The organism is Pseudomonas sp. RL_5y_Pfl2_73 (genome assembly GCF_963970515.1).
Lineage (GTDB): Bacteria > Pseudomonadota > Gammaproteobacteria > Pseudomonadales > Pseudomonadaceae > Aquipseudomonas.
The window spans coordinates 79,588-102,021 of the sequence record NZ_CAXAPD010000010.1 but is presented as its reverse complement, the minus strand read 5'-3'; the positions used below and the strand labels follow the sequence as shown (position 1 = coordinate 102,021).

Annotated in this window: 21 protein-coding genes and 2 pseudogenes; 13 read left to right on the top strand and 10 right to left on the bottom strand. The window is 61.2% G+C overall.

Features of this window, described 5'->3' with window-relative positions:
- Positions 1-6 precede the first annotated feature (6 nt).
- The 3 genes from AACY42_RS12200 to AACY42_RS12190 form a co-directional block, all read right to left on the bottom strand.
- Positions 7-2,850, bottom strand: coding sequence for a class I adenylate cyclase (locus AACY42_RS12200; RefSeq protein ID WP_339479585.1), 2,844 nt, complete (start codon positions 2,848-2,850; stop codon positions 7-9).
- A 167-nt stretch (positions 2,851-3,017) separates the two neighbouring features.
- Positions 3,018-3,263 carry a TIGR02647 family protein gene (locus tag AACY42_RS12195; RefSeq protein ID WP_003206789.1) on the bottom strand — a complete coding sequence of 82 codons (246 nt, stop codon included), beginning with the start codon at positions 3,261-3,263 and terminating at the stop codon, positions 3,018-3,020.
- 267 nt (positions 3,264-3,530) lie between these two features.
- Positions 3,531-3,815 (bottom strand): hypothetical protein, encoded by a 285-nt coding sequence (locus AACY42_RS12190; protein ID WP_323154101.1) that lies wholly within the window; start codon positions 3,813-3,815, stop codon positions 3,531-3,533.
- A gap of 124 nt (positions 3,816-3,939) precedes the next feature.
- On the opposite strand from AACY42_RS12190, the gene AACY42_RS12185 reads away from it, so the two are divergent.
- On the top strand, positions 3,940-4,599 hold the full coding sequence (locus tag AACY42_RS12185) for a glutathione S-transferase family protein (RefSeq protein WP_339479581.1): 660 nt from the start codon (positions 3,940-3,942) through the stop codon (positions 4,597-4,599).
- 121 nt (positions 4,600-4,720) lie between these two features.
- Here AACY42_RS12185 and argH read toward each other — a convergent pair whose 3' ends face one another.
- Complete coding sequence (gene argH, locus AACY42_RS12180) at positions 4,721-6,115, bottom strand: argininosuccinate lyase (RefSeq protein ID WP_134926354.1); 1,395 nt, start codon at positions 6,113-6,115, stop codon at positions 4,721-4,723.
- Positions 6,116-6,429: 314 nt separating this feature from the next.
- Between argH and AACY42_RS28625 the strand changes: the two are divergent.
- The 8 genes and pseudogenes from AACY42_RS28625 to rsd form a co-directional block, all read left to right on the top strand.
- Positions 6,430-6,579 (top strand): annotated as a pseudogene (locus AACY42_RS28625) (sensor histidine kinase); the annotation flags it as partial.
- A complete protein-coding gene (locus AACY42_RS12175; RefSeq protein ID WP_339479579.1) occupies positions 6,576-7,322 on the top strand; it encodes a LytR/AlgR family response regulator transcription factor in 747 nt (248 codons plus the stop codon). The pseudogene AACY42_RS28625 and the gene AACY42_RS12175, both read left to right, overlap by 4 nt.
- A gap of 137 nt (positions 7,323-7,459) precedes the next feature.
- On the top strand, positions 7,460-8,401 hold the full coding sequence (gene hemC / locus AACY42_RS12170) for a hydroxymethylbilane synthase (RefSeq protein ID WP_339479577.1): 942 nt from the start codon (positions 7,460-7,462) through the stop codon (positions 8,399-8,401).
- Positions 8,398-9,144: pseudogene (locus AACY42_RS12165) on the top strand (uroporphyrinogen-III synthase); the annotation flags it as partial. The gene hemC and the pseudogene AACY42_RS12165, both read left to right, overlap by 4 nt.
- A 36-nt stretch (positions 9,145-9,180) precedes the next feature.
- A complete protein-coding gene (locus tag AACY42_RS12160; protein WP_339479719.1) occupies positions 9,181-10,314 on the top strand; it encodes a uroporphyrinogen-III C-methyltransferase in 1,134 nt (377 codons plus the stop codon).
- Positions 10,311-11,558 carry a heme biosynthesis protein HemY gene (locus AACY42_RS12155; RefSeq protein ID WP_339479575.1) on the top strand — a complete coding sequence of 416 codons (1,248 nt, stop codon included), beginning with the start codon at positions 10,311-10,313 and terminating at the stop codon, positions 11,556-11,558. Before AACY42_RS12160 ends, AACY42_RS12155 begins: the two co-directional genes overlap by 4 nt.
- A 441-nt stretch (positions 11,559-11,999) precedes the next feature.
- The gene (locus AACY42_RS12150) at positions 12,000-12,542 is read left to right on the top strand and encodes a disulfide bond formation protein B (RefSeq protein WP_339479573.1); all 543 of its coding nucleotides are present in this window, start codon (positions 12,000-12,002) and stop codon (positions 12,540-12,542) included.
- Positions 12,543-12,716: 174 nt separating this feature from the next.
- A complete protein-coding gene (gene rsd / locus AACY42_RS12145; protein WP_339479571.1) occupies positions 12,717-13,175 on the top strand; it encodes a sigma D regulator in 459 nt (152 codons plus the stop codon).
- 59 nt (positions 13,176-13,234) lie between these two features.
- Here the strand turns inward: rsd and AACY42_RS12140 are convergent, their stop codons facing one another.
- The gene (locus AACY42_RS12140; RefSeq protein ID WP_339479570.1) at positions 13,235-13,900 is read right to left on the bottom strand and encodes an FKBP-type peptidyl-prolyl cis-trans isomerase; all 666 of its coding nucleotides are present in this window, start codon (positions 13,898-13,900) and stop codon (positions 13,235-13,237) included.
- Between the two features lie 191 nt (positions 13,901-14,091).
- Here AACY42_RS12140 and AACY42_RS12135 point away from each other — a divergent pair, with 191 nt between their 5' ends.
- Entirely contained in the window at positions 14,092-15,135 is a 1,044-nt protein-coding gene (locus AACY42_RS12135; RefSeq protein ID WP_339479569.1) for an AlgP family protein, read from the top strand.
- On the opposite strand, the gene AACY42_RS12130 is transcribed toward AACY42_RS12135, so the two are convergent.
- Entirely contained in the window at positions 15,132-15,596 is a 465-nt protein-coding gene (locus AACY42_RS12130) for a TIGR02444 family protein (protein ID WP_339479568.1), read from the bottom strand. The two genes, AACY42_RS12135 and AACY42_RS12130, sit on opposite strands and share 4 nt — an antisense overlap.
- 50 nt (positions 15,597-15,646) lie before the next feature.
- Between AACY42_RS12130 and AACY42_RS12125 the strand changes: the two genes are divergently transcribed.
- From AACY42_RS12125 to AACY42_RS12115, 3 genes are all read left to right on the top strand, one after another.
- Positions 15,647-17,557, top strand: coding sequence for an ATP-binding cassette domain-containing protein (locus tag AACY42_RS12125; RefSeq protein ID WP_339479566.1), 1,911 nt, complete (start codon positions 15,647-15,649; stop codon positions 17,555-17,557).
- Positions 17,557-18,138 (top strand): mechanosensitive ion channel family protein, encoded by a 582-nt coding sequence (locus AACY42_RS12120; protein WP_339479564.1) that lies wholly within the window; start codon positions 17,557-17,559, stop codon positions 18,136-18,138. Before AACY42_RS12125 ends, AACY42_RS12120 begins: the two co-directional genes overlap by 1 nt.
- Positions 18,139-18,288: 150 nt before the next feature.
- The gene (locus tag AACY42_RS12115; protein WP_339479562.1) at positions 18,289-18,921 is read left to right on the top strand and encodes a LysE family transporter; all 633 of its coding nucleotides are present in this window, start codon (positions 18,289-18,291) and stop codon (positions 18,919-18,921) included.
- 141 nt (positions 18,922-19,062) lie between these two features.
- On the opposite strand, the gene AACY42_RS12110 is transcribed toward AACY42_RS12115, so the two are convergent.
- From AACY42_RS12110 to AACY42_RS12095, 4 genes are all read right to left on the bottom strand, one after another.
- The gene (locus tag AACY42_RS12110) at positions 19,063-19,806 is read right to left on the bottom strand and encodes a penicillin-binding protein activator LpoB (protein WP_339479560.1); all 744 of its coding nucleotides are present in this window, start codon (positions 19,804-19,806) and stop codon (positions 19,063-19,065) included.
- Positions 19,807-19,809: 3 nt separating this feature from the next.
- Positions 19,810-20,397: a penicillin-binding protein activator LpoB gene (gene lpoB, locus AACY42_RS12105; protein ID WP_339479559.1), complete on the bottom strand. Its 588-nt coding sequence runs from the start codon at positions 20,395-20,397 to the stop codon at positions 19,810-19,812.
- 199 nt (positions 20,398-20,596) lie between these two features.
- On the bottom strand, positions 20,597-20,968 hold the full coding sequence (locus AACY42_RS12100) for a YcfL family protein (protein ID WP_339479557.1): 372 nt from the start codon (positions 20,966-20,968) through the stop codon (positions 20,597-20,599).
- A gap of 18 nt (positions 20,969-20,986) precedes the next feature.
- On the bottom strand, positions 20,987-22,381 hold the full coding sequence (locus tag AACY42_RS12095; RefSeq protein ID WP_339479556.1) for a COG3014 family protein: 1,395 nt from the start codon (positions 22,379-22,381) through the stop codon (positions 20,987-20,989).
- Between the last annotated feature and the right edge of the window lie 53 nt (positions 22,382-22,434).

Below are 22,434 nucleotides of genomic sequence, written 5' to 3'. Positions count from 1 at the left end.
GGGGCTTCAGGCCAGGGCCAGTGCCTCGTTCAGGGCGCGTTCCAGGTCGGCCTTGTAGCGCAGGTACAAATTGCTTGAACAGGCGCCGTCGCCCACCAGGCCCGAGAGGTCCAGGTCGGTGATGTAGCAGCGATAGCGCTGGGCTCCGCGGCGCTGTTCGACGATTTCCCTGGCGACCACGCGGAACAGTTGGTCGCCATGTTCCAGTTCGGAAAACTCCTGCTGATCGCAGTACAGGGTAACGTGCACCTGCCCGTGTGCCGCTTTGCCGATGATCGCCTGCACGTCATAGAACGGCTTGTTGACCAGCGTCTGCGGGGCTTGCCGTGCTTCGATCCGTCGCGCTCGGCCGCTGCCTGAGGGCAATAACTGGTAGTACAGGGTTTCCAGGGGCAGCGGCTGGGCGGCGTCCAGCGGCAGCAGGGCGTCGCGACGGTACAGCACCGATTGCAAAAAGCGTTGCAGCGGCACCAGCAAGCTTTGTTCGTCGTGATAAGGCACATGTTGTTGCCACAGTGCGTTGAACTCATCGAGCACGTACAGATCGGCCTCGTCTTCGTCGACGCGATAGAACACCTGGATGCACTCGGGCTGGCCCATGGGCAGGATCAGCGCCAGGTCTTGCTCCTCCAGGGCCATTGGGTCCAGGTGCAAGGGGCTGTAGGCCTTCAGTTCCTCGCCCAGGTAATCCATCAGCGCCGACAGGCTGCCCAGCGCCACGTGGTTGACCTGGCCGGGCACCAGCTCCAGAACGTGATAGTGCTGCTGGACCTGAAGCAGGTAGCGGTGGTTGAGCCTGCTCAGCAGCAGGGTCTGCGCCGTTTCGATGACTTCTTCGACGCGCCGCGCAATGAATTGGGCGCGGTTGTGGCAGAAGCAGCGCACCTGCAAGCGCGGCTGGCGCTGGGTGACTGGCAAGTCGTTGAGGTAATCGCGCAGACAGTCGAGCAGGGCGTGTTCGCCGTCAAAACGGTTGACCAGCACCTCATTCCAACTGTTGAGCGTGACCTGGTCGAGGGTCAGCACCAGGTTCTCCCGGACCCCGGCATAGCTCAGGGAGTCGGTGCGCTCGGTGGTCATCAGGATATTCAGGTCGCGGTGGTGCTTGAGCGGGTCGACGCCGACGTTCACCAGGATCAGTACTTCGCTGGGCACGCTGGCGCGCAGCAACTGTGCTTCATCCACCGTGGTCAAGGGCAGGGCGATGGACTGTTGCAGGCTGCCCAGCAGGTTGAACAGTTCGAACTCGCTCAGATCGCTGCTACCTGGGTGCAGTGCCAGGCGCGTGCTACTGTCGATCACGCCGTTGCGATGGCACCAGGTCAGCAGTTCCAGCAACTCGCGGCAGCGCTTGACCGGCGCGAAGTTCTCCCACTCCAGGGCTTTGAGGCTACCGTTGTACAGCCCCCACTGGTGCTGCCCCGGTTCTTTCTTGTTGGGTGACTGGACCAGCGTCAAGGTGTCTTCGGCCAGGTCCGGCGCAATGCCAGGGTTGATGAACTCGACCTTGTCAGCCTTGCGCTCGAAGGCTGCGTACAACCGCCGGCCAAGCACGTTGAGATCGCGCTTGTTGATCAAGCTGACGGTTTTCTCGGTGCGGGCGAACTGAGTCAGGAAGCGGTAGCTATGGGTGAGTTCGTTGACCAGGGCCCGCCGCTCGTGGCTGACCTGGCGGACTTTCCATTGGCTACGGCTGTCCAGCAACACCAGTTGACGCGGGTCCCAGCCCCATTCCTGGGCCAGTCGCTCGAGCAGTACCCGTTGCCAGCCGCTGCTACGCGCCTGGCCGGTGAGCTTGCGATTGACCTTCAGGTATAGCGCGCGGCGGATTAACTCCAGGCGTTCGGATTCGCCGCGGGCATTGAGGTATTCCTCGATGCGGCGGTAGACCAGCATGTATGGGTCCAGCTCTTCGAGGTCCAAGCGATTGGCAAACACGGCCTGTTTGAAGCGCAGGCTCAGGCAGCGGACATTCGGGTGTTCGCTGGCATAGACCTCGGTCAGCAGCAGCTTGAGCACGGACTTGTAGGGTGACTCGATACCTTTGAACAGCTGCCAGAGCCCGGCACCGACGAATTCGCCCGGCGGAATATAAGCCAGGTGCCCCAGGTTCAGGGTTTCATCGGCGCGAATGAAGCGCTTGGAGATCAGCGTATGGGTGTACTGCTCATAGTTCTCTTCTTCATAGACCGGCACCAGCCACCAGATCGGCGTGCGTCCGGCCAGCCAGATCGCGGTGCGGTAGAACTCGTCCAGCAACAGGTAATGCTGGGTCGTACCGCAGTCGTCGGAACTGAGCTGGTTGTCCCGGTCTCCCCGTACGAAACGTGCCGGGTCGATCAGGAAGAAGTGGGCTTCGGCGCCCTGGGTCGCGGCCCAGATCTCCAGCAACTGGCACTTTTTGCGGAGCTCGGCCAGTTCATCGTCGCTCAGGTCCGGCCCGTGGCACACCCAAACGTCCATATCGCTCTGGTCGGCCTGGGCCAGGGTGCCGAGGCTGCCCATCAGGAACAGACCAAGGATCGGTCGTGGTGGATTGCTGCCGTGCCGGGGTTTGTAGGAAAACGAACGGGTCAGTCGTTGGGCTTCGGCAAGGATATTGGCGTCAGGCTCGTAGTTCGACAGCCCGGCAGGCGTGCTGCCGGAAACGTAGCCGGGCAGCAGCGGATGGTTGACGTGGAAAAACAGCGGCAACAACGTCAGCACACCTTGCTGGCGCGGTGACAGGCCTTCGAGGGCGCGCTCCATTCGCACGGTGTTGAGCTTGAGAAAACGTGCGCGCAACTGGCTCAAGACCTTGCGGTCGATTCCCTCGTCCAGATCGGGGCGTATTTCGTGATTGCGGGTCATGTCAGCTCAAACCGGCTCGCAGCGTCGAACGTGGGGTGATGGCAGGTTAGCGCCCGATCTTGGGAATACTTAAGCTGAAAGCAGGATTCGGATGCCGGTTTTTTACGCAGGGCACCCATACGCCTGCGGAAATCCCGTAAAGAAGATTTCCGTGGGCGACAGGGGGATCAGGCGGCTTCTTGCACGCTGAGTATCGTCAGGACGGTTTGTACGTTTTGGGCAGCATCTCGCCCCAGGCTTGTCAGGTAACCACCGTCGGGCTGGGTGATCAGTTCTTTTTCGAACAGGCGTTGGGCAGCGGCAATCGCTTTAGGGGCAGCGGTCTGATGGATTTTCAGGCCTTCCTGGGAACTGTCCAGGTTGAAGAGTGCGAGGATTTCCAGTTCGGCAACCAGCTCAGGGGTAAGCGACATAAGGACTCCAGACTTTCTAGGAATTTGGTCGACAGCGTCACTAAGGTGAGCGCACTCGGTCGAGCTGTCCAGTCTCACTGTCATGCTTTTTTTGTTTAAAGCGATTTTCTGTGGCCCCGCAGAAGCAGCGTAGGAGCTGACGAGTGCAACGAGGCTGCGATCTTGTCCCAGACAATTGAGTCGAGAGCGAAAGATCAAGATCAAGATCAAAAGATCGCAGCCTTCGGCAGCTCCTACAGGGCGCAGCCGGGCGGGAGCAAGAGCGGTTCAGTTCTTTTCCGGCGGCAACTCAGGCAAGGCGCGCAAGGCGGCTTCGTACCACTCGGTGTTGAACGGGCGATCTTCTTCGAGGATCGCGTCGATTTCCACCGCTAGCACATGGGCCATCAGGTTGAGAATCTCTTCGCGCTCATAACCCACCAGGGTCAACTTATTGAAAGTGGCCTTGGCTGCGGGCGGATTGTCACTTTCGATCTGGTTTTCGATGGCCTGGATCAGCGTGTTCTCGACGAATTCTTCTTCGTCGTTGTCGATGTCGGTTGGCTCGCTCATGGCAGGCTCCTGGGAGAAAGGCTGTCAGTTTACCTGCATTCAGCGACGTGATGCGCCTGGCAAGAAATGCCCTGACGGTCTATAAAGCAAGGCTGCCAACCCCCCACGGCCTGGAGGCTTTGTAATGCTCGAGCTTTATGGTTTCCCCGTCAGTAACTATTACAACATGGTCAAACTGGCGCTGTTGGAGAAGGGCCTGCCCTTCGAAGAAGTGCCGTTCTACCCCAATCAGACCCCCGAGGCGTGGGCCGTCAGTCCTCGCGGGAAGGTGCCGGTGTTGAAAACCGAGCAGGGGTTCGTCAACGAAACCAGCGTGATCCTCGAGTACATCGAGCAAACCCAACCAGGCAAAGCCCTGCTGCCCAGTGATCCGTTCGATCGGGCCCAGGTAATGGCCTTGTGCAGGGAGATTGAGTTGTACATCGAACTGCCGGCAAGGGCTTGCTTTGCCGAGGCATTTTTTGGCATGTCGGTGCCTGATGCCATCAAGGAAAAGAGCAAAGATGAGTTGCAGCAGGGGTTCGCCTCGCTCGGCCGGCACAGCAAATTTGCGCCCTTCGTGGCGGGCGAGAGTCTGACCATTGCTGATCTGTATTTCTTCTACAGCGTCTCGCCGGCCTGCCAAGTGGGCAGGAAGTTGTTCGATATCGACCTGCTGGCAGACCTGCCGGCGGCCAAAGCGCTGATGGAGCGCTTGGAGCAGAATCCGCATGTGCAGCGGATTGCGGTGGATAGAGAGGCGGCGATGCCAGCGTTTTTGGCGATGATCGCTGCCAAGAAGTGAATTTTCTGGCGCCTTGAAGGACGCCTTCGCGAGCAGGTTCGCTCCCACATTGGATCTCCATACTCACAAGATTTGAGTTCACTGAAGATCTACTGTGGGAGCGAGCTTGCTCGCGATGCTTTTAGCGGCTGGCGAGCAACGCTTGGCCGCGTACCACCGCTGCCTTGACCTGCGCCGGTGCGGTGCCGCCGATGTGGTCGCGGGCATTGACCGAGCCTTCGAGGGTCAGCACGGCAAACACGTCCTGTTCGATCTGGTCGCTGAACTGGCGCAGTTCGTCCAGGCTCATTTCCGCCAGGTCTTTGCCACTGTCCACGCCGTACTTCACGGCATGGCCGACGATCTCATGGCAGTCGCGGAACGGTAGACCACGGCGCACCAGATAATCGGCCAGGTCCGTGGCGGTGGAGAAACCGCGCAGGGCCGCTTCGCGCATCACTGCGTGCTTGGGCTTGATGGCCGGGATCATGTCGGCGAAGGCCCGTAGCGAGTCGCGCAGGGTATCGGCAGCGTCGAACAGCGGCTCCTTGTCTTCCTGGTTGTCCTTGTTGTAGGCCAGCGGCTGGCCTTTCATCAGGGTCAGCAGGCCCATCAATGCGCCGAACACTCGGCCACTCTTGCCCCGTACCAGTTCCGGCACGTCAGGGTTTTTCTTTTGCGGCATGATCGAGCTGCCGGTGCAGAAGCGGTCCGGCAGGTCAATGAACTGGAATTGCGCACTGGTCCACAGCACCAGCTCTTCGGAGAAGCGCGACAGGTGCATCATCGCGATGCTTGCGGCGGCACAGAATTCGATGGCGAAATCGCGGTCCGAGACGTTGTCCAGCGAGTTGCCGCCCACGGCGTCGAAGCCCAGCAGCTGCGCGGTATATTCACGATCGATCGGGTACGTGGTGCCGGCCAGCGCGGCGCTGCCCAAGGGCATGCGGTTGGTGCGCTTGCGGCAGTCCACCAGGCGCTCGTAGTCGCGGCTGAGCATTTCGAACCAGGCCAGCATGTGATGCCCAAACGTTACAGGTTGGGCGGTTTGCAGGTGCGTGAAGCCCGGCATGATGCTCTCGGCCTCGCGCTCGGCTTGCTCTAGCAGGCCTTTTTGCAGGCGCGTGATTTCGGCCAGGATCAGGTCGATCTCATCGCGCAGCCACAGGCGGATGTCGGTGGCGACCTGGTCGTTGCGGCTGCGGCCGGTGTGCAGTTTCTTGCCGGTCACGCCGATGCGGTCGGTCAGGCGCGCTTCGATGTTCATGTGCACGTCTTCAAGATCGACGCGCCAGTCGAACTGGCCGGCCTCGATTTCAGCCTGGATGGTCTTCAGGCCGTCGATGATGCTGTCGCGCTCGGCATCGGTCAGCACGCCGACCTTGGCCAGCATGGTGGCGTGGGCGATCGAGCCCATGATGTCGTGGCGATACAGGCGCTGGTCAAAGTTGACGGAGGCGGTGAAGCGGGCGACGAAGGCGTCGACGGGTTCACTGAAGCGGCCGCCCCAGGACTGATTGGTCTTGTCAGTGCTCATGAATTCGCTCGTGATCGGCTGTGGAAAAATTAGCGGTTAAAGGCTGCGGCGGATGATAGCAGGGTTGCCGGGACTGGCGCTGGCACTGGTCGGTAGGTTTTTCGATGCAAGCCTGGGATCCAACTGGGTTTTCCCGCAACGATATTTTCCGATTGAGCAATATCGTCGCGGCAACCGTCTACAGTGGACTGTAGGACTTTTGCTTTTTCCACCCATGGCGCAGCGGATATGGATAAGAAGGGGGGCTCATATTGGTCAGATCGACAGTTAACAATCCCTACGGCGACGCCGTGCGACAACGGGCCTCGGGCATCGGTCGGCAAGCGCTGGTAAAGATAGGCAACCGCCTCGCGGCACTTTTTGGCCCTCGAATGAGTCTTAGCGTGGATCGCGGTGACGGATGTCACTTCCCCTGTCTACGCTATCCTTGTGCGAGACTCACGCAGGAATCCAGCGCAATATGAATGTCCTGATCGTTGATGACGAACCACTGGCCCGCGAGCGCCTGAGCCGAATGGTTGGCGAGCTCGAGGGTTACAGTGTCCTGGAGCCGAGCGCCACCAATGGCGAAGAGGCATTGGCCCTTATTGACAGCCACAAGCCGGATATCGTGCTGCTCGACATTCGCATGCCTGGCTTGGATGGCCTGCAGGTCGCGGCGAAGTTGTGCGAACGAGAGTCGCCACCTGCCGTGGTGTTCTGTACTGCCCGGGACGACTTCCCCCCCGAGGTGTTGCAGGCCGGTGCCGTGGGCTACCTGGTCAAGCCAGTGGCGGCCGAGGCGTTGCTTGAAGCCTTGCGCAAGGCCGAGCGGCCCAACCGCGTGCAACTGGCAGCGCTGACCCGGCCGGCCGCCGAAAGTGGTAGCGGCCCGCGCAGCCATATCAGTGCGCGCACCCGCAAAGGCATTGAGCTGATCCCGTTGAACCAGGTGGTCTATTTCATTGCCGACCACAAATACGTGACCTTGCGTCATGAGAGTGGCGAGGTGTTGTTGGATGAGCCGCTCAAGGCCCTCGAAGACGAGTTCGGCGAACGTTTCGTACGCATCCACCGCAACGCCCTTGTGGCCCGCGAGCGTATCGAGCGTTTGCAACGCACCCCTCTTGGGCATTTCCAACTGTTCCTCAAAGGGCTCAATGGCGACGCGCTGATTGTCAGCCGACGGCACGTAGCCGGCGTGCGCAAGATGATGCAGCAGCTTTAATGCGGCGGTTCAAGGCGCTCGATGCGTTTCACTTCGCGGATTTGGCGGCCAGGGAGGCCTTGGGGTCGTGATTCAAATCAAAGCGGTTTTGGCTGAGCTGTTATTATCTGCCGTATCTTTTAAGTACGGATTGATCCATGTCCCCTCGCGAGATCCGCATTGCCACCCGTAAAAGTGCCTTGGCCCTCTGGCAGGCCGAATACGTTAAAGCCCGCCTGGAAGCGGCCCATCCCGGCCTGATCGTGACCCTGGTGCCCATGGTCAGTCGCGGTGACAAGCTGCTGGATTCGCCGCTGTCGAAGATCGGCGGCAAGGGCCTGTTCGTCAAGGAGCTGGAAACCGCGTTGCTGGACAACGAAGCTGACATCGCCGTGCATTCGATGAAAGACGTGCCCATGGACTTCCCCGAAGGCCTGGGCCTGTTTTGCATCTGCGAGCGGGAAGACCCACGCGATGCGTTCGTCTCCAACACGTTTTCCAGTCTTGAAGCACTGCCGGCCGGGAGCGTGGTTGGCACTTCCAGCCTGCGTCGCCAGGCACAGTTGCTGACTCGCCGCCCGGACCTGCAAATCCGTTTCCTGCGCGGTAACGTCAATACGCGCCTGGCCAAGCTCGATGCCGGTGAGTACGACGCGATCATCCTCGCCGCCGCCGGCCTGATCCGCCTGGGTTTTGAAGATCGCATCACCTCGGCCATCAGCGTCGACGACAGCCTGCCGGCTGGTGGACAAGGTGCGGTGGGCATCGAGTGCCGCAGTGCCGACAGCGAAATCCACGCCTTGCTCGCGTCGCTGCACCATGACGACACCGCTACGCGGGTATCCGCCGAGCGCGCCCTCAATAAACATCTCAATGGTGGTTGCCAGGTGCCAATCGCCTGTTACGCCGTGCTGGAAGGCGAACAGGTCTGGTTACGCGGCCTGGTGGGGGATCCCGGCGGTGGCCGGCTGCTCAGCGCCGAAGCCCGGGCGCCGCGCCACGATGCCGAGGCGTTGGGCGTGCGGGTGGCCGAAGACCTGCTGAGCCAGGGCGCCGCGGACATCCTCAAGGCGGTCTACGGCGAGGCCGGCCACACGTGACGGGCTGGCGGCTGCTGCTCACCCGGCCGGCGGAAGAGTCCTCGGCGCTGGCGGCTGTCCTGGCCGAAGCGGGGGTCTACAGCAGCAGCCTGCCCTTGCTGGCTATCGAGCCGGTCCCGCTGTCCGATGCCGGGCGGGCGATATTCCAGGCGCTGGACCAATACTCTGCCGTGATCGTTGTCAGCAAACCTGCCGCACGCCTGTGTGTCGAGCTGCTGCACCAATACTGGCCCGAACCTCCAGACCAACCATGGTTCAGCGTGGGCGCGGCCACCGGGCAAATTCTCGTCGATGCCGGCCTCACGGTGTTCTATCCCGATAACGGCGATGACAGCGAAGCCTTGCTGGAACACGTGGTCTTGCGCCAGGCTGTTGCGCGACCCGACCCCTGGGTGTTGATCGTGCGGGGCGAAGGCGGGCGTGGCTTGCTGGCAGAGCGTTTGCGCGAGCAAGGTGCTAGTGTCGATTATCTGGAATTGTACCGCCGCCACTTGCCCCATTACGGCGAAGGGGTGTTACCGGCGAAGGTCGAAGCGGAACGCTTGAACGCACTGGTGGTCAGCAGTGGGCAGGGCTTCGAGCATCTGCAGCGGCTGGCCGGCGATGCGTGGCCGGCCCTGGCGCGGTTACCGTTGTTTGTTCCAAGCCCAAGGGTTGCCGAGATGGCGCGTGCCGCCGGGGCCCGAACAGTTGTGGATTGTCGTGGCGCCAATGCCGCGGCTTTGCTGGCGGCGTTACGGGAACACTCCGAGCCGTTTTCTAATGCAAAGGATGGATACGTGAGCGAAACAGCCTTGCCAAAAGAAGATCTAGACCAGCCAGCGATCGATGCGCCGGTTGAAACTCCGCCCCCGATGGCGCCGCGTCGCGGCAACGGGTTGGCCATTGTTGCGTTGCTGCTCGGGGCCGCTGGCGTGGCGGTGGGCGGTTGGGGCGTGTGGCAGGTGCGCCACCTGCAAACCAACAACCAGCAGCAGTTCGCCCAGGTCCAGGCGCTGAATGACCAGGCCCAGGCTCTCAAGCTCAACGAGCAACGCCTGAGCGAGCGCCTGACGCAATTACCCCCGGCCGAAGAGTTGGAGGAACGGCGACGCCTGGTGGCCCAGTTGCAAAGTGACCAGCAGCATCTGAACCAGCGCCTGGAAACCGTGCTCGGTGCCAGCCGCAAGGATTGGCGCCTGGCGGAGGCCGAGCACTTGTTGCGCCTGGCCAGCCTGCGTCTTTCCGCCCTGCAAGACATCAACAGTGCCCAGGCACTGGTCCAGGGGGCTGACGAAATCCTGCGCGAGCAGAACGACCCTGGCTCGTTCGCCGCCCGCGAGCAATTGGCCAAGACCCTCGCCGCGTTGCGCAGCACCGAGCAACCGGATCGCACCGGGCTGTTCCTGCAACTGGGGGCCTTGCGTGACCAGGTCCTGGAGCTGACCGAACTGGCGCCCGAGTACAAAGACCGTGGAGAGTCGCTGCTGGGCCTGACCGCCGACGGCGATGGCGCCAGTCGTTGGGCGCAGTGGTGGGATCAGATCTCGCGCTATATCCGTATCGACTTCAATGCGGATGAAAATGTTCGTCCGCTGCTGGCCGGGCAAAGCCTTGTGCAAGTGCGCCTGGCCTTGAGCCTGGCGCTGGAGCAGGCGCAATGGGCCGCGCTCAATGGTCAGGCGCCGGTGTACACCCAGGCGCTGACCGAGGCTCGGGACGTGTTGAAGAACAACTTCAACCAGGACAACCCGCAAAGCAAGATCATGCTCGAACGCGTGGGTGAGCTGTCCAAGCAACCGGTGACGGTGGTCACCCCGGACCTGACGGGCACGCTGAGCAGCGTCCAGGCTTACCTTGAGCGCCGCAATCTCAATGCCCAGGAATCGGTCAAGCCGCTGCCTGCGTCCGGTGCGCAGGAGGCCACGCCATGAAGCGTCTCTACGTGATTCTGTTCGTGGTCATCGCTGCCGCCGCTTCGCTGGGCGTGGCGATTGCCGAGCATTCGGGTTACGTGCTGGTGGCGTACAAGAACTTCCGTTATGAAGCTGGCCTGTGGGTCACCCTGGCGCTGGTGGCGGTGCTCTGGCTGTTGTGGCGAGGCCTGAGGGCGCTGATCGGGCTGGTGACTACGTCCAGCGGCGTGGTCAACCCATGGTCGCGGCGCAACCGCAGCCGTCGCGTGCAAGTGGCGATCGAGCACGGCCAGTTGGACCTGGCGGAAGGTCGCTGGGCCAGTGCCCAACGACACCTGCATCGTGCCGCCGAAGCCGAGCGCCAGCCGCTGCTGTATTACCTCGGTGCCGCCCGTGCGGCCAATGAACAAGGTCTTTACGAACAGAGCGACAGTTTGCTGGAACGCGCCCTGGAGCGTCAGCCCCAAGCGGAACTGGCCATTGCCCTGACGCACGCACAACTGCAGACAGACCGAGGTGACACGGACGGCGCATTGACCACGCTGCAGGCCATGCATGAGCGTCACCCCCATAACGTCCAGGTCCTGCGCCAACTGCAACGACTGCATCAGCAGCGCGGCGACTGGTCAGCGGTGATCCGGCTGTTGCCGGAGCTGCGCAAGGACAAGGTCCTGCCGCCGGCTGAACTGGCTGAACTGGAACGTCGCGCCTGGGGCGAGAACCTCACCCTGGCAGCTCACCGTGAGGAGGACGGCAGCGTCGGTTTGCAGTCGCTCAATCGCGCCTGGCAACAACTGACCTCTGCGCAACGTCAGGAGTCGGCGCTGGTGCTGGCCTATGCCGAGCAGTTGCGCCAGTTGGGGGCCCAGGTCGAGGCCGAAGAGGTACTGCGAGGTGCGCTCAAACGTCACTATGACAGCCATCTGGCGCGCCTGTACGGGTTGGTTTGTGGCCATGATCCGATCCGCCAGTTGCAAATGGCCGAAGGCTGGCTCAAGGGCCACCCGGCCGATCCAAGCCTGCTGCTGACCCTGGGGCGCCTATGCCTGCAGAACAGTTTGTGGGGCAAGGCGCGGGATTATCTGGAAAGCAGTTTGCGCGTCCAGCGCAATCCCGAAGCCTGTGCTGAACTGGCGCGATTGCTGGCGCAACTGGGGGATGCCGAGCGCAGCAACCAGTTGTTCCAGGAAGGGTTGGGGTTGTTGGATGAGCGCTTGCTGGCCGCGCCGTTGCCGACCCCGGCTCAGGTGTTGTCCACCTGAGAGGGGCATAATTGTGGAGAGGGCGCTTGCTCCCGCTCGGCTGATGCCCTGTAGGAGCTGCCGAAGGCTGCGGTCTTTTGGTCTTTTGATCTTTCGCTTGAGATTCAAGTGTCTGGGGAAAGATCGCAGCCTCGTTGCACTCGACAGCTCCTACGCAGCTCCTGCGTGGCGCTTACGCAGCGCCAACATGCAGCTCAGCGGAGCGGGGTTAAGCACCCTCGGCAGGGTTGGTGAGCCTTAAAGGCGCGGTTGCGAATACCGCCCCGTTTTTGGGGCTTTGGCAATGGCGTCAGTAAAGTCCTACAGCCCATCGCGCTGAATCCTCTTTGGCTTGTCGGGAATTCCCTACATCCCTGGTGAAGTGTCTGCGTGGGCCTGCCTTGAAAGGCTCGAGGGCTTTCCTCTACCGTAACTGCTTGTCTCTTCTGTTACGGAACCGCCATGTCTTTGGCCAGCTCACGCTTCTTGTTTTTCATGGCTTCCATCGCCGCAGCCCTGGCTTTGGGCATCGCCACTTATCTGGAATATTCGGTCGGCCTGACGCCTTGCAGCCTGTGTGTCTTGCAGCGGTTGTGCCTGATGCTGTTCCTGGTGAACAGCCTCGTGGCATGCGTGCACGGTCCAGGGCAAAGAGGCAGTCTCTTGTATGGGGCGATAGGGTTGGTTTTTGCGGCGGGTGGGATGACCCTGGCTTGGCGTCAGGTGCTGATACAAAGCCGTTCGTTCGAGCCGTTGCCTGATTGTATTGCGCAGCTCAAGCACGCGGATTCCTGGTGGTGTGCGTTGCATCGCGTCCTCGACGGTGCCGTCGATTGCGCGAATATCACCTGGACGCTGTTTGACCTGAGTATCCCCGAATGGGGCCTGTTGTTTTTTCTCGCGGTGTCCAGCGCGATGACCTATCTGCTGCTGCGCCTTGCTTGGAGTGCTCTGGTACGACCGCTCAGCGGCGATACGTCGCAACTGGTCCGGGTCGTGGATTAAACACTTGTATGAACATTATCTCCTGCGTACCTTGAAGCCATTGTCGTGCGGGCATAATCTGGCTCGCACGTGTTATTGGAATTGTGCCGCTCGATCATGTTGTGTCTGGCTTGTCCCTGTTTATCAGGCTTGGCACAGGCTGCGAGGGGCATGACCCACAAGGGAAAAATCACCATGCTCGAAAGTTGTCAGAATGCTCAGGAACGCTGGGGTGGGGTGCATCTGCTGATCGATCGCTGGTTGCAGGAGCGTCACGAACTGGTTCGGGCCTATGATGCCCTCGGCGATAAACCTGAAGCGCTGAGCGAAAGCCGCAAACCCTTGCAGGAGTTTTGCGGTGTGCTGGTCGACTATGTGTCTGCCGGTCATTTCGAGATCTACGAACAATTGACGGGCGAGGCCAAGGCCTTCAACGACAAGCGCGGCCTGGAGCTCGCCGAGACGATCTACCCGCGCATCGACGTCATCACCGAAAAGCTGCTGGCGTTCAACGACCTGTGCGATGAAGGCAAGTGTGTGGTGGAAAAATTCAAAGAGCTGGGCGGCTTGTTGCATGAACGTTTCGAACTGGAAGACTGCCTGATCGAAGTGCTGCACAACGCTCACAAGGAAGAAGCCGAGGTCCAGGCCTGAGGGTTTCGCAGTCAATAAAAAACGGTGCGCATTGCGCACCGTTTTTTATTGGGCCGGCGTCAGGTCGTCGCGCCCAGCAACTCGATTTCAAACACCAGTGGCGTGAACGGCGGGATCACATCTCCCGCCCCTTCGGCGCCATAGGCCTGGGGTGACGGAATCACCAGCCGCCATTTTGCGCCTACCGGCATTTGCGGCAATGCACTGCGCCAGCCGTCAATCACGCTGTCGAGGTTGAACCACTGCGCCTGGCGGTTTGAGTCGAATACGGTGCCGTCGGGCAAGCGACCGGTATACAGCACCTGGACCTTGCCGTGAGGGCCTGCCTTCGCGCCGTGGCCTGGCTTGATTTCGGTCAGCAGGATGCCGTCTGCGAGTTGCTGGACGCCGGACCGGTTCTTTTCTTCGTTGAGAAATTTCTGCTCCGTGATCAGCGCGGCTTCGATCTGCGGTGTTGTCGACTGCCAATTCAGTTGTGCCTGGTGCTCGGCCAGGATCTGTTCGATGCGTTCATCCTTGAGGGCCAGCGGCTTGCCCAGGTAGGCCCGTTGCAAGCCTTCGACCAGGGCTTTGATCTGCAGGTCCGGCACGTCCTGGCGCAGGCGTTCGCCGAGGCTGGCGCCCAGGCTGTAAGCCAAATCGTGGGCATCGTTTGCGCTGGTCTTTTCAACGGCCTGGACCGTAGAGCAAACCATGCACAGGAATAAAAACAAGTGACGCGACATGTGTGCTCTCCGGCCTCGAATCGAGGAATTATGCCAGTGTCGATATCTGTAGAGGTGGATTGCCAAGGCACTGGCGCAGAAGATTTTTCGTCCCTTGCAACGCAACGTCTTGTGTACTGTCAACATGCCCTAGCGGCGGTTGCAGCAGAGGTCTAGTATGAGCCGCACTCACGTCAGTCAGGAGGTAAACCATGTCGGCCACCAAGAAGCCAGTAAACACTCCGTTGCACTTGCTCCAACAACTCTCGGGCAGCCTGCTCGAACATCTGGAAAATGCCTGCTCCCAAGCCCTGGCTGATGCTGAAAAACTGCTCGCCAAACTTGAAAAACAACGCGGTAAAGCGCAGGAAAAACTGCACAAGTCGCGCACCAAATTGCAAGACGCAGCCACCGCTGGCAAGGCCAAGGCACAAGCCAAGGCCAAAGGTGTCGTGAAAGAACTCGAAGACCTGCTCGATGCCTTGAAGGATCGTCAGTCCGAGACCCGCACCTACATTCTGCAACTCAAACGTGATGCCCAGGAAAGCCTGAAACTGGCCCAGGGTGTCGGTCGCGTGCAGGAAGCCGCAGGCAAGGCGCTGACGCTTCGTGCTGCCAAGCCTGCCGCTGTATCGGCCAAGAAGCCGACGGCTAAACCCGTTGCGGCAAAAGCACCGGCCAAAGTCGCTGCCAAGCCTGCGGCAAAAGCACCGGCCCAAGCTGCCCGCAAGCCAGCTGCCAAATCGGTCGCTGCCAGTGCTGCCAAGCCTGCGGTAAAAAAACCAGTCGTCAAAGCTGCGGCCAAGCCCGCCGCAAAAACGTCGGCCGCTAAACCTGCTGTAAAAGCTGCCGTTAAAACCACCGCTGCAAAACCTGCCGCGACGAAAACCGCTGCCGCTAAACCTGCTGCCAAAGCGGCGGTAAAATCCACTGCAAAATCTGCCGCTGCCAAGCCTGCGGCAACCAAAACGGCGGCGGCCAAGCCTGCTGCGAAAACGGCTGCCAAGCCAGTCGCTGCCAAAGCACCCGCCAAAGTTGCGGCCAAACCCGCTGCCAAACCGGCTGCCGCGAAGCCGGCCGCAGCAAAACCTGTCGCTAAGCCTGCCGTGAAAAAGCCAGCCGCTGCAAAACCTTCGACTGCGCCAGCAGCCAAGCCAGCGACGCCGGCTCCAACCGCCAGCACTCCGGTTGCGGCGACCAGCCCATCTGCCGCCGCTGCGCCAAGCACCAGCAGCACCCCAACCAGCGCTTCCTAAGTACCGGACACCGCGACGCGCAGCTGATGCAACGCGTCGCGGCTCGCTGCCCCGGCATTCGCCGCCAGCCCCTGCAGCCATTGCGCTGAATCGTTCTGTTGTGCCCCGGGCCAATCCTTGGTCAGCGCTTCCAATCGCTCCAGCAATTGCCGTTCGGCTGCCAACTCCAGTTGCTTGACTTGCTCGCGCAGGCTATTGAGTGCCGTGTCCTGGAGGGCACTGGTTTTCCATTGGCGGCGAAGCGTGCGCAGTGGCCGTACCACCTCGACATCCCATGGCTCGGCCAATCGTCGAAGCTGCTGCAGCCTGTGTTCATTGCAGGCCACGCCGCGCTGCGCCAGCCACAGGCCACACAGCAGCAGGCAGACGTTGGCGCCGGCGTCTTGTGACGCCAGGCAGGCAGGCTCTACGCCAGGCTTGGCATAGAGCTCGAGGGAAAAATTCCACAGGTCAGGGGGCATCGTGCTACTCGCGCCAGTTGTGAGCGAAGCTGGTAGACTCCGCCGCCATTATGATCCGACTTCAGAACCTGACTTTACAGCGTGGCCCGCAACGTCTGCTAGAAGACGCCGAGCTGACCCTGCACGCCGGCCACAAAGCTGGCCTCATCGGTGCCAACGGCGCCGGCAAATCGAGCCTGTTCGCCTTGCTGCGAGGCGAGCTGCACCCGGACTCGGGTGATTGCCTGTTGCCGGCCGATTGGCGCATCGCCCACATGCGCCAGGAGGTCGACACCCTCGAGCGCCTGGCGGTGGACTACGTGCTCGATGGCGACCTGCGCCTGCGCCAGGTGCAACGTGACCTGGCTGCGGCCGAAGCGGCCCACGACGGCGCCGCACAGGCCCGCCTGCACGCGGAACTCGACAGTGCCGATGGCTACACCGCCGATGCCCGTGCGCGCAAATTGCTCGCCGGCCTGGGCTTTACCAATGAGCAGATGGATCGCCAGGTCGGGGACTTCTCCGGTGGCTGGCGGATGCGCCTGAACTTGGCCCAGGCCTTGATGTGTCCTTCGGATCTGCTGTTGCTCGATGAACCGACCAACCACTTGGACCTCGACGCCATCATCTGGCTCGAAGACTGGCTCAAGAGTTACCCGGGCACGCTGCTGCTGATTTCCCACGACCGTGATTTCCTCGACGCGGTGGTGGATCACGTGGCCCACGTCGATCAGCGCAAGCTCACCTTGTACCGCGGCGGCTATAGCGCCTTCGAGCGCGCGCGTGCCGAACGCCTGGCCCAGCAGCAGCAGGCCTACGAGAAGCAACAGGCGCAACGTGCGCACATGGAAAGCTACATCGCCCGCTTCAAGGCCCAGGCCACCAAGGCCCGTCAGGCCCAGAGCCGGATCAAGGCGCTGGAGCGGATGGAAGAGTTGTCGGCGGCCCACGTCGATTCACCGTTCGATTTTGTCTTCCGCGAATCGACCAAGATTTCCAGCCCTTTGATCGACCTGTCCGACGCGCGCCTGGGTTACGGCGACAAGACCGTGCTGGAGAAGGTCAAGCTGCAACTGACCCCGGGTGCGCGGATCGGTCTGCTGGGGCCCAACGGTGCCGGTAAGTCGACCCTGATCAAGAACCTGTCCGGTGAACTCGAGCCTCTGGCTGGGCGCCTGACCCGGGGCGAGAACACGGTGGTCGGCTACTTCGCCCAGCATCAGCTCGATTCCCTGGATTCCAAGGCCAGCCCGCTGTTGCACCTGCAACGCCTGGCTCCGACCGAGCGTGAGCAGGTCTTGCGCGATTTCCTCGGCGGTTTCGATTTCCGCGGGGCGCGCATCGACGAACCGGTGCTGAATTTCTCCGGTGGCGAAAAGGCGCGCCTGGCGCTGGCGTTGATCGCCTGGGGCCGGCCGAACTTGTTGCTGCTCGACGAACCGACCAACCACCTGGACCTGGAGATGCGCCTGGCCCTGACCATGGCTTTGCAGGAATTCAGTGGTGCGGTGCTGGTGGTGTCCCACGATCGGCATTTGCTCAAGAGCACCACGGATAATTTCTTCCTGGTGGCCGACGGCAAGGTCGAGGAGTTCGACGGCGACCTGGAAGACTACGCCCGTTGGCTGGTGGAATACCGTCAGCGCAACGCGCCGGTCAGCAACACGCCGGTCAACCCGGACAAGACCGACAAGAAAGCCCAGCGCCAGGCCGCCGCGGCATTGCGCCAGCAACTGGCACCGCACAAGCGTGAGTCCGACAAGCTCGAAGTCGAGTTGGGCAAGCTGCATGCAAAGCTGCAAACGATCGAAACCAGCCTTGGCGACAGTGGTCTCTACGAGGCCGCGCGCAAAGATGAGTTGCGCGACCTGCTGGCCGAGCAGGCCAAGCTGAAGGTTCGGGAAGCGGAGCTCGAGGAGGCGTGGATGCAAGCGCTGGAACTGCTGGAAAACCTGCAAGCGGAGCTGGAGGCATTGTCCTGATGGACGCGTTGGCGTTGCCTGTACCCATCATGTGGATCGAGCCGATCTGGCTGGGTGTGCAAATCCTGCTGATCCTGCTGGCCGGTTATGTCGCGCAGCGTGTCGTGGCGCGGACCCTTACAGGTCTGGGTGAGCGTTACCCGTTTCCACCCCAACTGGTCATTATCCTGCGGGGAGTGTTGCGCTGGCTGATCATGGGCGCTGCGGTGCTGGTGGTGCTCGAACGCTTGGGCGTCTCGGCCACGGTGCTGTGGACGGCACTGTCGGGCTTCGTTGCGGTGGCCGCGGTGGCGTTCTTTGCCATCTGGAGCGTGCTGTCGAACCTGTTTTGCGCCGTTTTGATCTACACCGTCGGACCGTTTCGCCTGGGCGATGTGGTCGAGTTGGTGGACACCACCGACAAGCCCGGCATCAAGGGGCGTGTCGTGGCGATCAACCTGCTGTACACCACGTTGATCGAGCCCGAGGAAATCGGCACCGGCAGCGCCATGGTGCAAGTGCCCAACAGCCTGTTCTTCCAGCGTTCGGTGCGGCGCTGGCGCGGCAGCGAGGCGTTTCCGGTGGGTGGTTTCGTCGAGTAATACGAGGGCTGCTACGCGGCCCAGCGGGAGCGAGCGCCCTCGCCATGGTGCTTTTAAGTGAATACCGCAGGCGTGTGCAAAAAAACGGTGGTCAACGACCTGACGGCGCATTAGCTTAGTCGTTTCGACAAATTCGAGCCGGGGAGTGCAATGGTGCTGGAAACATGGCTGGCGTTTTTCGCTGCGTGCTGGTTGATCAGTCTTTCGCCGGGTGCCGGCGCTATTGCATCGATGTCCAGCGGGCTGCGGTACGGCTTCTGGCGTGGTTACTGGAATGCCTTGGGCCTGCAGTTGGGCCTGGCGTTGCAAATCGTGATCGTCGCCGCCGGTGTTGGCGCGATTCTTACGGCGTCGGCCACGGCGTTCTATGCAATCAAATGGTTCGGCGTGGGCTACCTGGTCTATCTGGGTGTCAAACAGTGGCGAGCCATCCCCAGTGAAATGACTGACGATGCGGGCCCGCGGCCCATCGGCAAGCCCCTGGCACTGGTGTTTCGCGGCTTCCTGGTCAACATCAGCAACCCCAAGGCGTTGGTGTTCATGCTGGCGGTGTTGCCGCAGTTCATCAATCCCCATGCACCGTTGATCCAGCAATACCTGATCCTTGGGGTCACCATGATCGTTGTCGACCTCATCGTCATGGCAGGGTACACCGGACTGGCATCCAAAGTCCTGCGCCTGTTGCATACCCCGAAACAGCAGCGGCGGATGAACCGTGCCTTCGCGGGTATGTTCATTGGTGCGGCGGGTTTGCTCGCGACGATTCGCAAGGCTGCGGTGTAAAACCGAGCGTGAGTGGAGCAGGGTAAGCACTACGTAGGCGCTGCCGAGCGAAGCGAGGCTGCGATCTTTCCCCTGACACTTGAATCTCAAGCGAAAGATGAAAAGATCGCAGCCTCGCTTCGCTCGGCAGCGCCTACGAGGTCAGCGCAGGATCACCGGCGCCGTATCCCGTGGCAGATTGTTGCGCTGCATCGGCTCGCCCGGTTGTTGATAGCTCGGGCCGCCGAGCTGTTCGCTCAGTTGCCGCGCCACATCTTCCCCCAGGGCCTTGGACACTTCGCGCACCACCCGTGGACGGTTGAGGCTGATGTGGACGTCCCGGTGGTTCAACAGCTTGGTGTCCTGGCCTTCGCCCATGGCCGTAAAGGCCGAGGTGATTTCGTAGGTCTTGGTGTTGATCAAGCTGAAGTCTGCCACCAGGGTCAGCGCCAGCACGGCCGAGTAGCTGGCGGTATTGGCCAGCTCGTTGATGTCGCGGGTGAAGTCGATGTCCGACACCGTGCCGAACAGCACGTAATCGGCACCTTTGAAGTTCCCGGCCTTGATGCGTTTGATCACGTCATAGATGTCGCCCTTGGACGCCGCCGTGTAGGGTGTGCCCTGGGTCAGCTGGAACATCCCGCTGCGCAGAATCTCGCCCTTGATGTCGCCGGTGAACTTGCGCAGTTCGCCCTGCTCGATGTAGCTGCTGGTGGCTTCCATCTCGTCGTAGCTCGAGGAAGCGCTGGCGCTGTAAGGGTTCGCCTGGAAGTTGCTCTGCGCTGAAACGGTGTGGATGTATTCCTGCACCCGTTCCTGGTACGCAAGGTCGGTCACCGCAACTTTTGGGGCCGCCTGCGCACCAAATGCGCAGGCCAGGGCCATGATGCCTATCCATGTGCGCATGGCTTAACGCTCCGTGGTCTTGCGGATTTCTTTTTCGTCCATCCACTCGGCCAGACCGCTTTCGACGTCGATCAATTGCAGGCTGAATTTGTAGAAGACGTCCTTGTAGTCGCTGCTGCGCTTGACGATCGAGCTGATGGAGCCTTCAAGACGGTACTTGGCAGCGATCATGTTGCCGGTCTTGGCCACGGTGCTTTTCTTGTACAGGCCGCTTTGGTTCTGCAGCTTGAGCTGATCAACCTGGCTGCCCATGGCGGTATTGTCGCTGGCGAAACGGGCCGCGCCGGTCTTCATCAGCTGAGTCTTGATGCTGGTGGTGATTTCGCGGGTGTCGATGTATTCGCTGGTCTTGTTCTTCACGTCATAGACCTGGACTACCGGGCGACCTTGCAGGATGCCGGACTGGGCCAGGGAGCGGGTCATGGACTCGGCGATCATTTGCAGGTCGGTGGAGCCGAACTCGTTGGTCACGGTTTCCACGGCCTTGGTATCGCCGTAGCTGATGTTCTTGTTACCCAGGACCGGCGAGTTGTTGGCACAGCCGCTGACCAGCAAGGCGGCGAGGGCGAGGGAGGAAATGCGTACGAACATGTGGGTGCTCTCAATAACTGTATAAAAGGTTTTGTGGCGAGGAGATTTGGCGAAACGCCTCACCGCCCCGCTGGCTGCGCACTGTAGGAGCGGCCAAAGGCTGCGATCTTTTGATCTTTCGCTTGAGACTCAAGTGTCTGGGGAAAGATCGCAGCCTCGTTGCACTCGTCAGCTCCTACGCAGCGCTTATGACACGGGCTCAAGGGGTATTGATTTCCAAACGGAAATCCACCGCCTTGGGTGTCGGTGCGATGGCCGGCAGGAAACTGGTCTGTTCGCCGTACAGCGTCAGGCTTTTCCAGGTTTCTTCCTCGGCGATCGGAAAGCCTTCCGGCCCCAGCCAGGCAAATCGGTAATACATCGTCTTGTTGTTGTAGCTGGTGTTGCTCAACTGGACATTGACGGTCATGTAACCGTTTTCCCGGGCTACGCGCATGGCGCCGACCACGATGTTCTTGGTCTTGCCCATCGACACGACCTTGCTGGCGGCGCTGCCCGGTTCCGGTGGCGGCGGGGTGGCGCAACCGGCCAGCAAGGCCAGGGCGCCGACGGCGATCAGTTTTAAACGCATGTGAGCAAGACTCCGTTCTTAAGGTTGCTTGAGGGCGATGGCGCTCGGGTTGGCGTTTGGTATCACCTGGGCAGCCAGGCCACCGGCGTACACCTGGTTACCCACCGCCCGCAGGCTGATGACCTGGTAGCGTTGGTCGACGGTGACCTGGACCACCGAGCCGCCCACCGAGCTTGGCAAGGTGACCTGGTGCTCGCCTTTCTTCAGGCGCAGGCGCACCACTTGGGTGTAGTCAGGCAGGGTGCGCCAGGTCCGGGTGTCGGCGCCTTCGAGTACGGCCGAGGTGAGGCCGACGGCGAGGCCGGCCAGTGGGTTGGTGTCGTTGATCTGCTTTTGCGCCACGCCACGGGTGATGGCGCGCACGGTGGTGCGCAGGATGATGCCTGGCATGTCGTCGCGCAGGGCGCGGCGGGACATGGCGGTGGTGCTGTTGAGTTGGGTCAGCTCCAACTGACGGCCGTCGACACCGATTTGGCTGAAGGTGGCCGTGGAGGTGTCAGGCTTGATCAGCGGGAACGACAACGGCGTGATGACCAGGTTGCCGCTGATCGGCAAGGGCAGGGGAATACGGATCGAGTCCCGGGACGGTGCCAGGCCACTCTGCACCACGATCAGGATGTCGCTGTCATCGTTCTTGGCGGCAGGCTTGTCGAGGTTGAGCAGGGCCTGTTCCAGCAGCGGCGTGTTGGGGCGCAGTTCGGCGGCCTTGCGGTAGCCCGGTGCGGCCAGGTCTTTTTCACCCAGGGCTTCGTAGACGAAGCCGGCCAGGTAATGGCTGAACGCGCTCTGATAACTGTTTTTCAGGCTGACCACTTCCGGGGCGTCGAGGCTGGCCACCGGATAACCCTTGAGGTCCTTGTATTCGGTCTTGACCCCTTGCTTCTCGGCGTCTTCCTCGCGCTTGAGGTATTCCTTGTCCCGCAGGTCGGCGATCACCGCTTCGCGTTCGTGGGTCTTCTTGATCTGGGTTCGCGCGCCATCGAAGTCATTCACCGCCAGCAGGTTCAGGGCCATCTGCGTGGTCAGCATGACCTTTTCGTAATCGTAGCCTTCGTAGCGGCGGACTTTATCGTTGACCAGGAAGCTGCCGAACTGGGCCAGGTACTTGGCCGTGTCGAGTTTGACCGCGTCTTCCCATTGACCAACCTGTTGGTCGGCGCTGGTCCAGGCCGTCTGGCTGCCGGACAAATCACCCTTGGCGCGCAGCAACTCACCTTTCTCGAAGTAGTACAGCAGGTCCTTGTCCTGGCTGGTGTTGTTCTTTTCCAGCAGTGTCAATGCGGCGTCGACGTTGCCGGAAGCCAGTTGCTGGTTGGTCTGGGCCAATTCACTGTCGTAGTTGCGAAGGGCCGAACAGCCGGACAACAAGGTGATCGCACCGAGGGCGACCGGAAAAGCGACACGGGATGCCATGAACATTTCTTCCCTGAGTAACAGCCGAGTTTGCGGGTCGGGCTGGATCGATC

Coding starts and splice junctions, on each gene's coding strand:
- hemC (WP_339479577.1), top strand. CDS start 7,460: ATGTCCCCTCGCGAGATCCGCATTGCCACCCGTAAAAGTGCCTTGGCC.
- AACY42_RS12095 (WP_339479556.1), bottom strand. CDS start 22,381: ATGGCATCCCGTGTCGCTTTTCCGGTCGCCCTCGGTGCGATCACCTTG.
- AACY42_RS12125 (WP_339479566.1), top strand. CDS start 15,647: ATGATCCGACTTCAGAACCTGACTTTACAGCGTGGCCCGCAACGTCTG.
- AACY42_RS12135 (WP_339479569.1), top strand. CDS start 14,092: ATGTCGGCCACCAAGAAGCCAGTAAACACTCCGTTGCACTTGCTCCAA.
- argH (WP_134926354.1), bottom strand. CDS start 6,115: ATGAGCACTGACAAGACCAATCAGTCCTGGGGCGGCCGCTTCAGTGAA.
- AACY42_RS12130 (WP_339479568.1), bottom strand. CDS start 15,596: ATGCCCCCTGACCTGTGGAATTTTTCCCTCGAGCTCTATGCCAAGCCT.
- AACY42_RS12150 (WP_339479573.1), top strand. CDS start 12,000: ATGTCTTTGGCCAGCTCACGCTTCTTGTTTTTCATGGCTTCCATCGCC.
- AACY42_RS12120 (WP_339479564.1), top strand. CDS start 17,557: ATGGACGCGTTGGCGTTGCCTGTACCCATCATGTGGATCGAGCCGATC.
- lpoB (WP_339479559.1), bottom strand. CDS start 20,397: ATGTTCGTACGCATTTCCTCCCTCGCCCTCGCCGCCTTGCTGGTCAGC.
- AACY42_RS12200 (WP_339479585.1), bottom strand. CDS start 2,850: ATGACCCGCAATCACGAAATACGCCCCGATCTGGACGAGGGAATCGAC.
- AACY42_RS12115 (WP_339479562.1), top strand. CDS start 18,289: ATGGTGCTGGAAACATGGCTGGCGTTTTTCGCTGCGTGCTGGTTGATC.
- AACY42_RS12195 (WP_003206789.1), bottom strand. CDS start 3,263: ATGTCGCTTACCCCTGAGCTGGTTGCCGAACTGGAAATCCTCGCACTC.
- AACY42_RS12155 (WP_339479575.1), top strand. CDS start 10,311: ATGAAGCGTCTCTACGTGATTCTGTTCGTGGTCATCGCTGCCGCCGCT.
- AACY42_RS12140 (WP_339479570.1), bottom strand. CDS start 13,900: ATGTCGCGTCACTTGTTTTTATTCCTGTGCATGGTTTGCTCTACGGTC.
- AACY42_RS12190 (WP_323154101.1), bottom strand. CDS start 3,815: ATGAGCGAGCCAACCGACATCGACAACGACGAAGAAGAATTCGTCGAG.
- AACY42_RS12175 (WP_339479579.1), top strand. CDS start 6,576: ATGAATGTCCTGATCGTTGATGACGAACCACTGGCCCGCGAGCGCCTG.
- AACY42_RS12185 (WP_339479581.1), top strand. CDS start 3,940: ATGCTCGAGCTTTATGGTTTCCCCGTCAGTAACTATTACAACATGGTC.
- rsd (WP_339479571.1), top strand. CDS start 12,717: ATGCTCGAAAGTTGTCAGAATGCTCAGGAACGCTGGGGTGGGGTGCAT.
- AACY42_RS12110 (WP_339479560.1), bottom strand. CDS start 19,806: ATGCGCACATGGATAGGCATCATGGCCCTGGCCTGCGCATTTGGTGCG.
- AACY42_RS12100 (WP_339479557.1), bottom strand. CDS start 20,968: ATGCGTTTAAAACTGATCGCCGTCGGCGCCCTGGCCTTGCTGGCCGGT.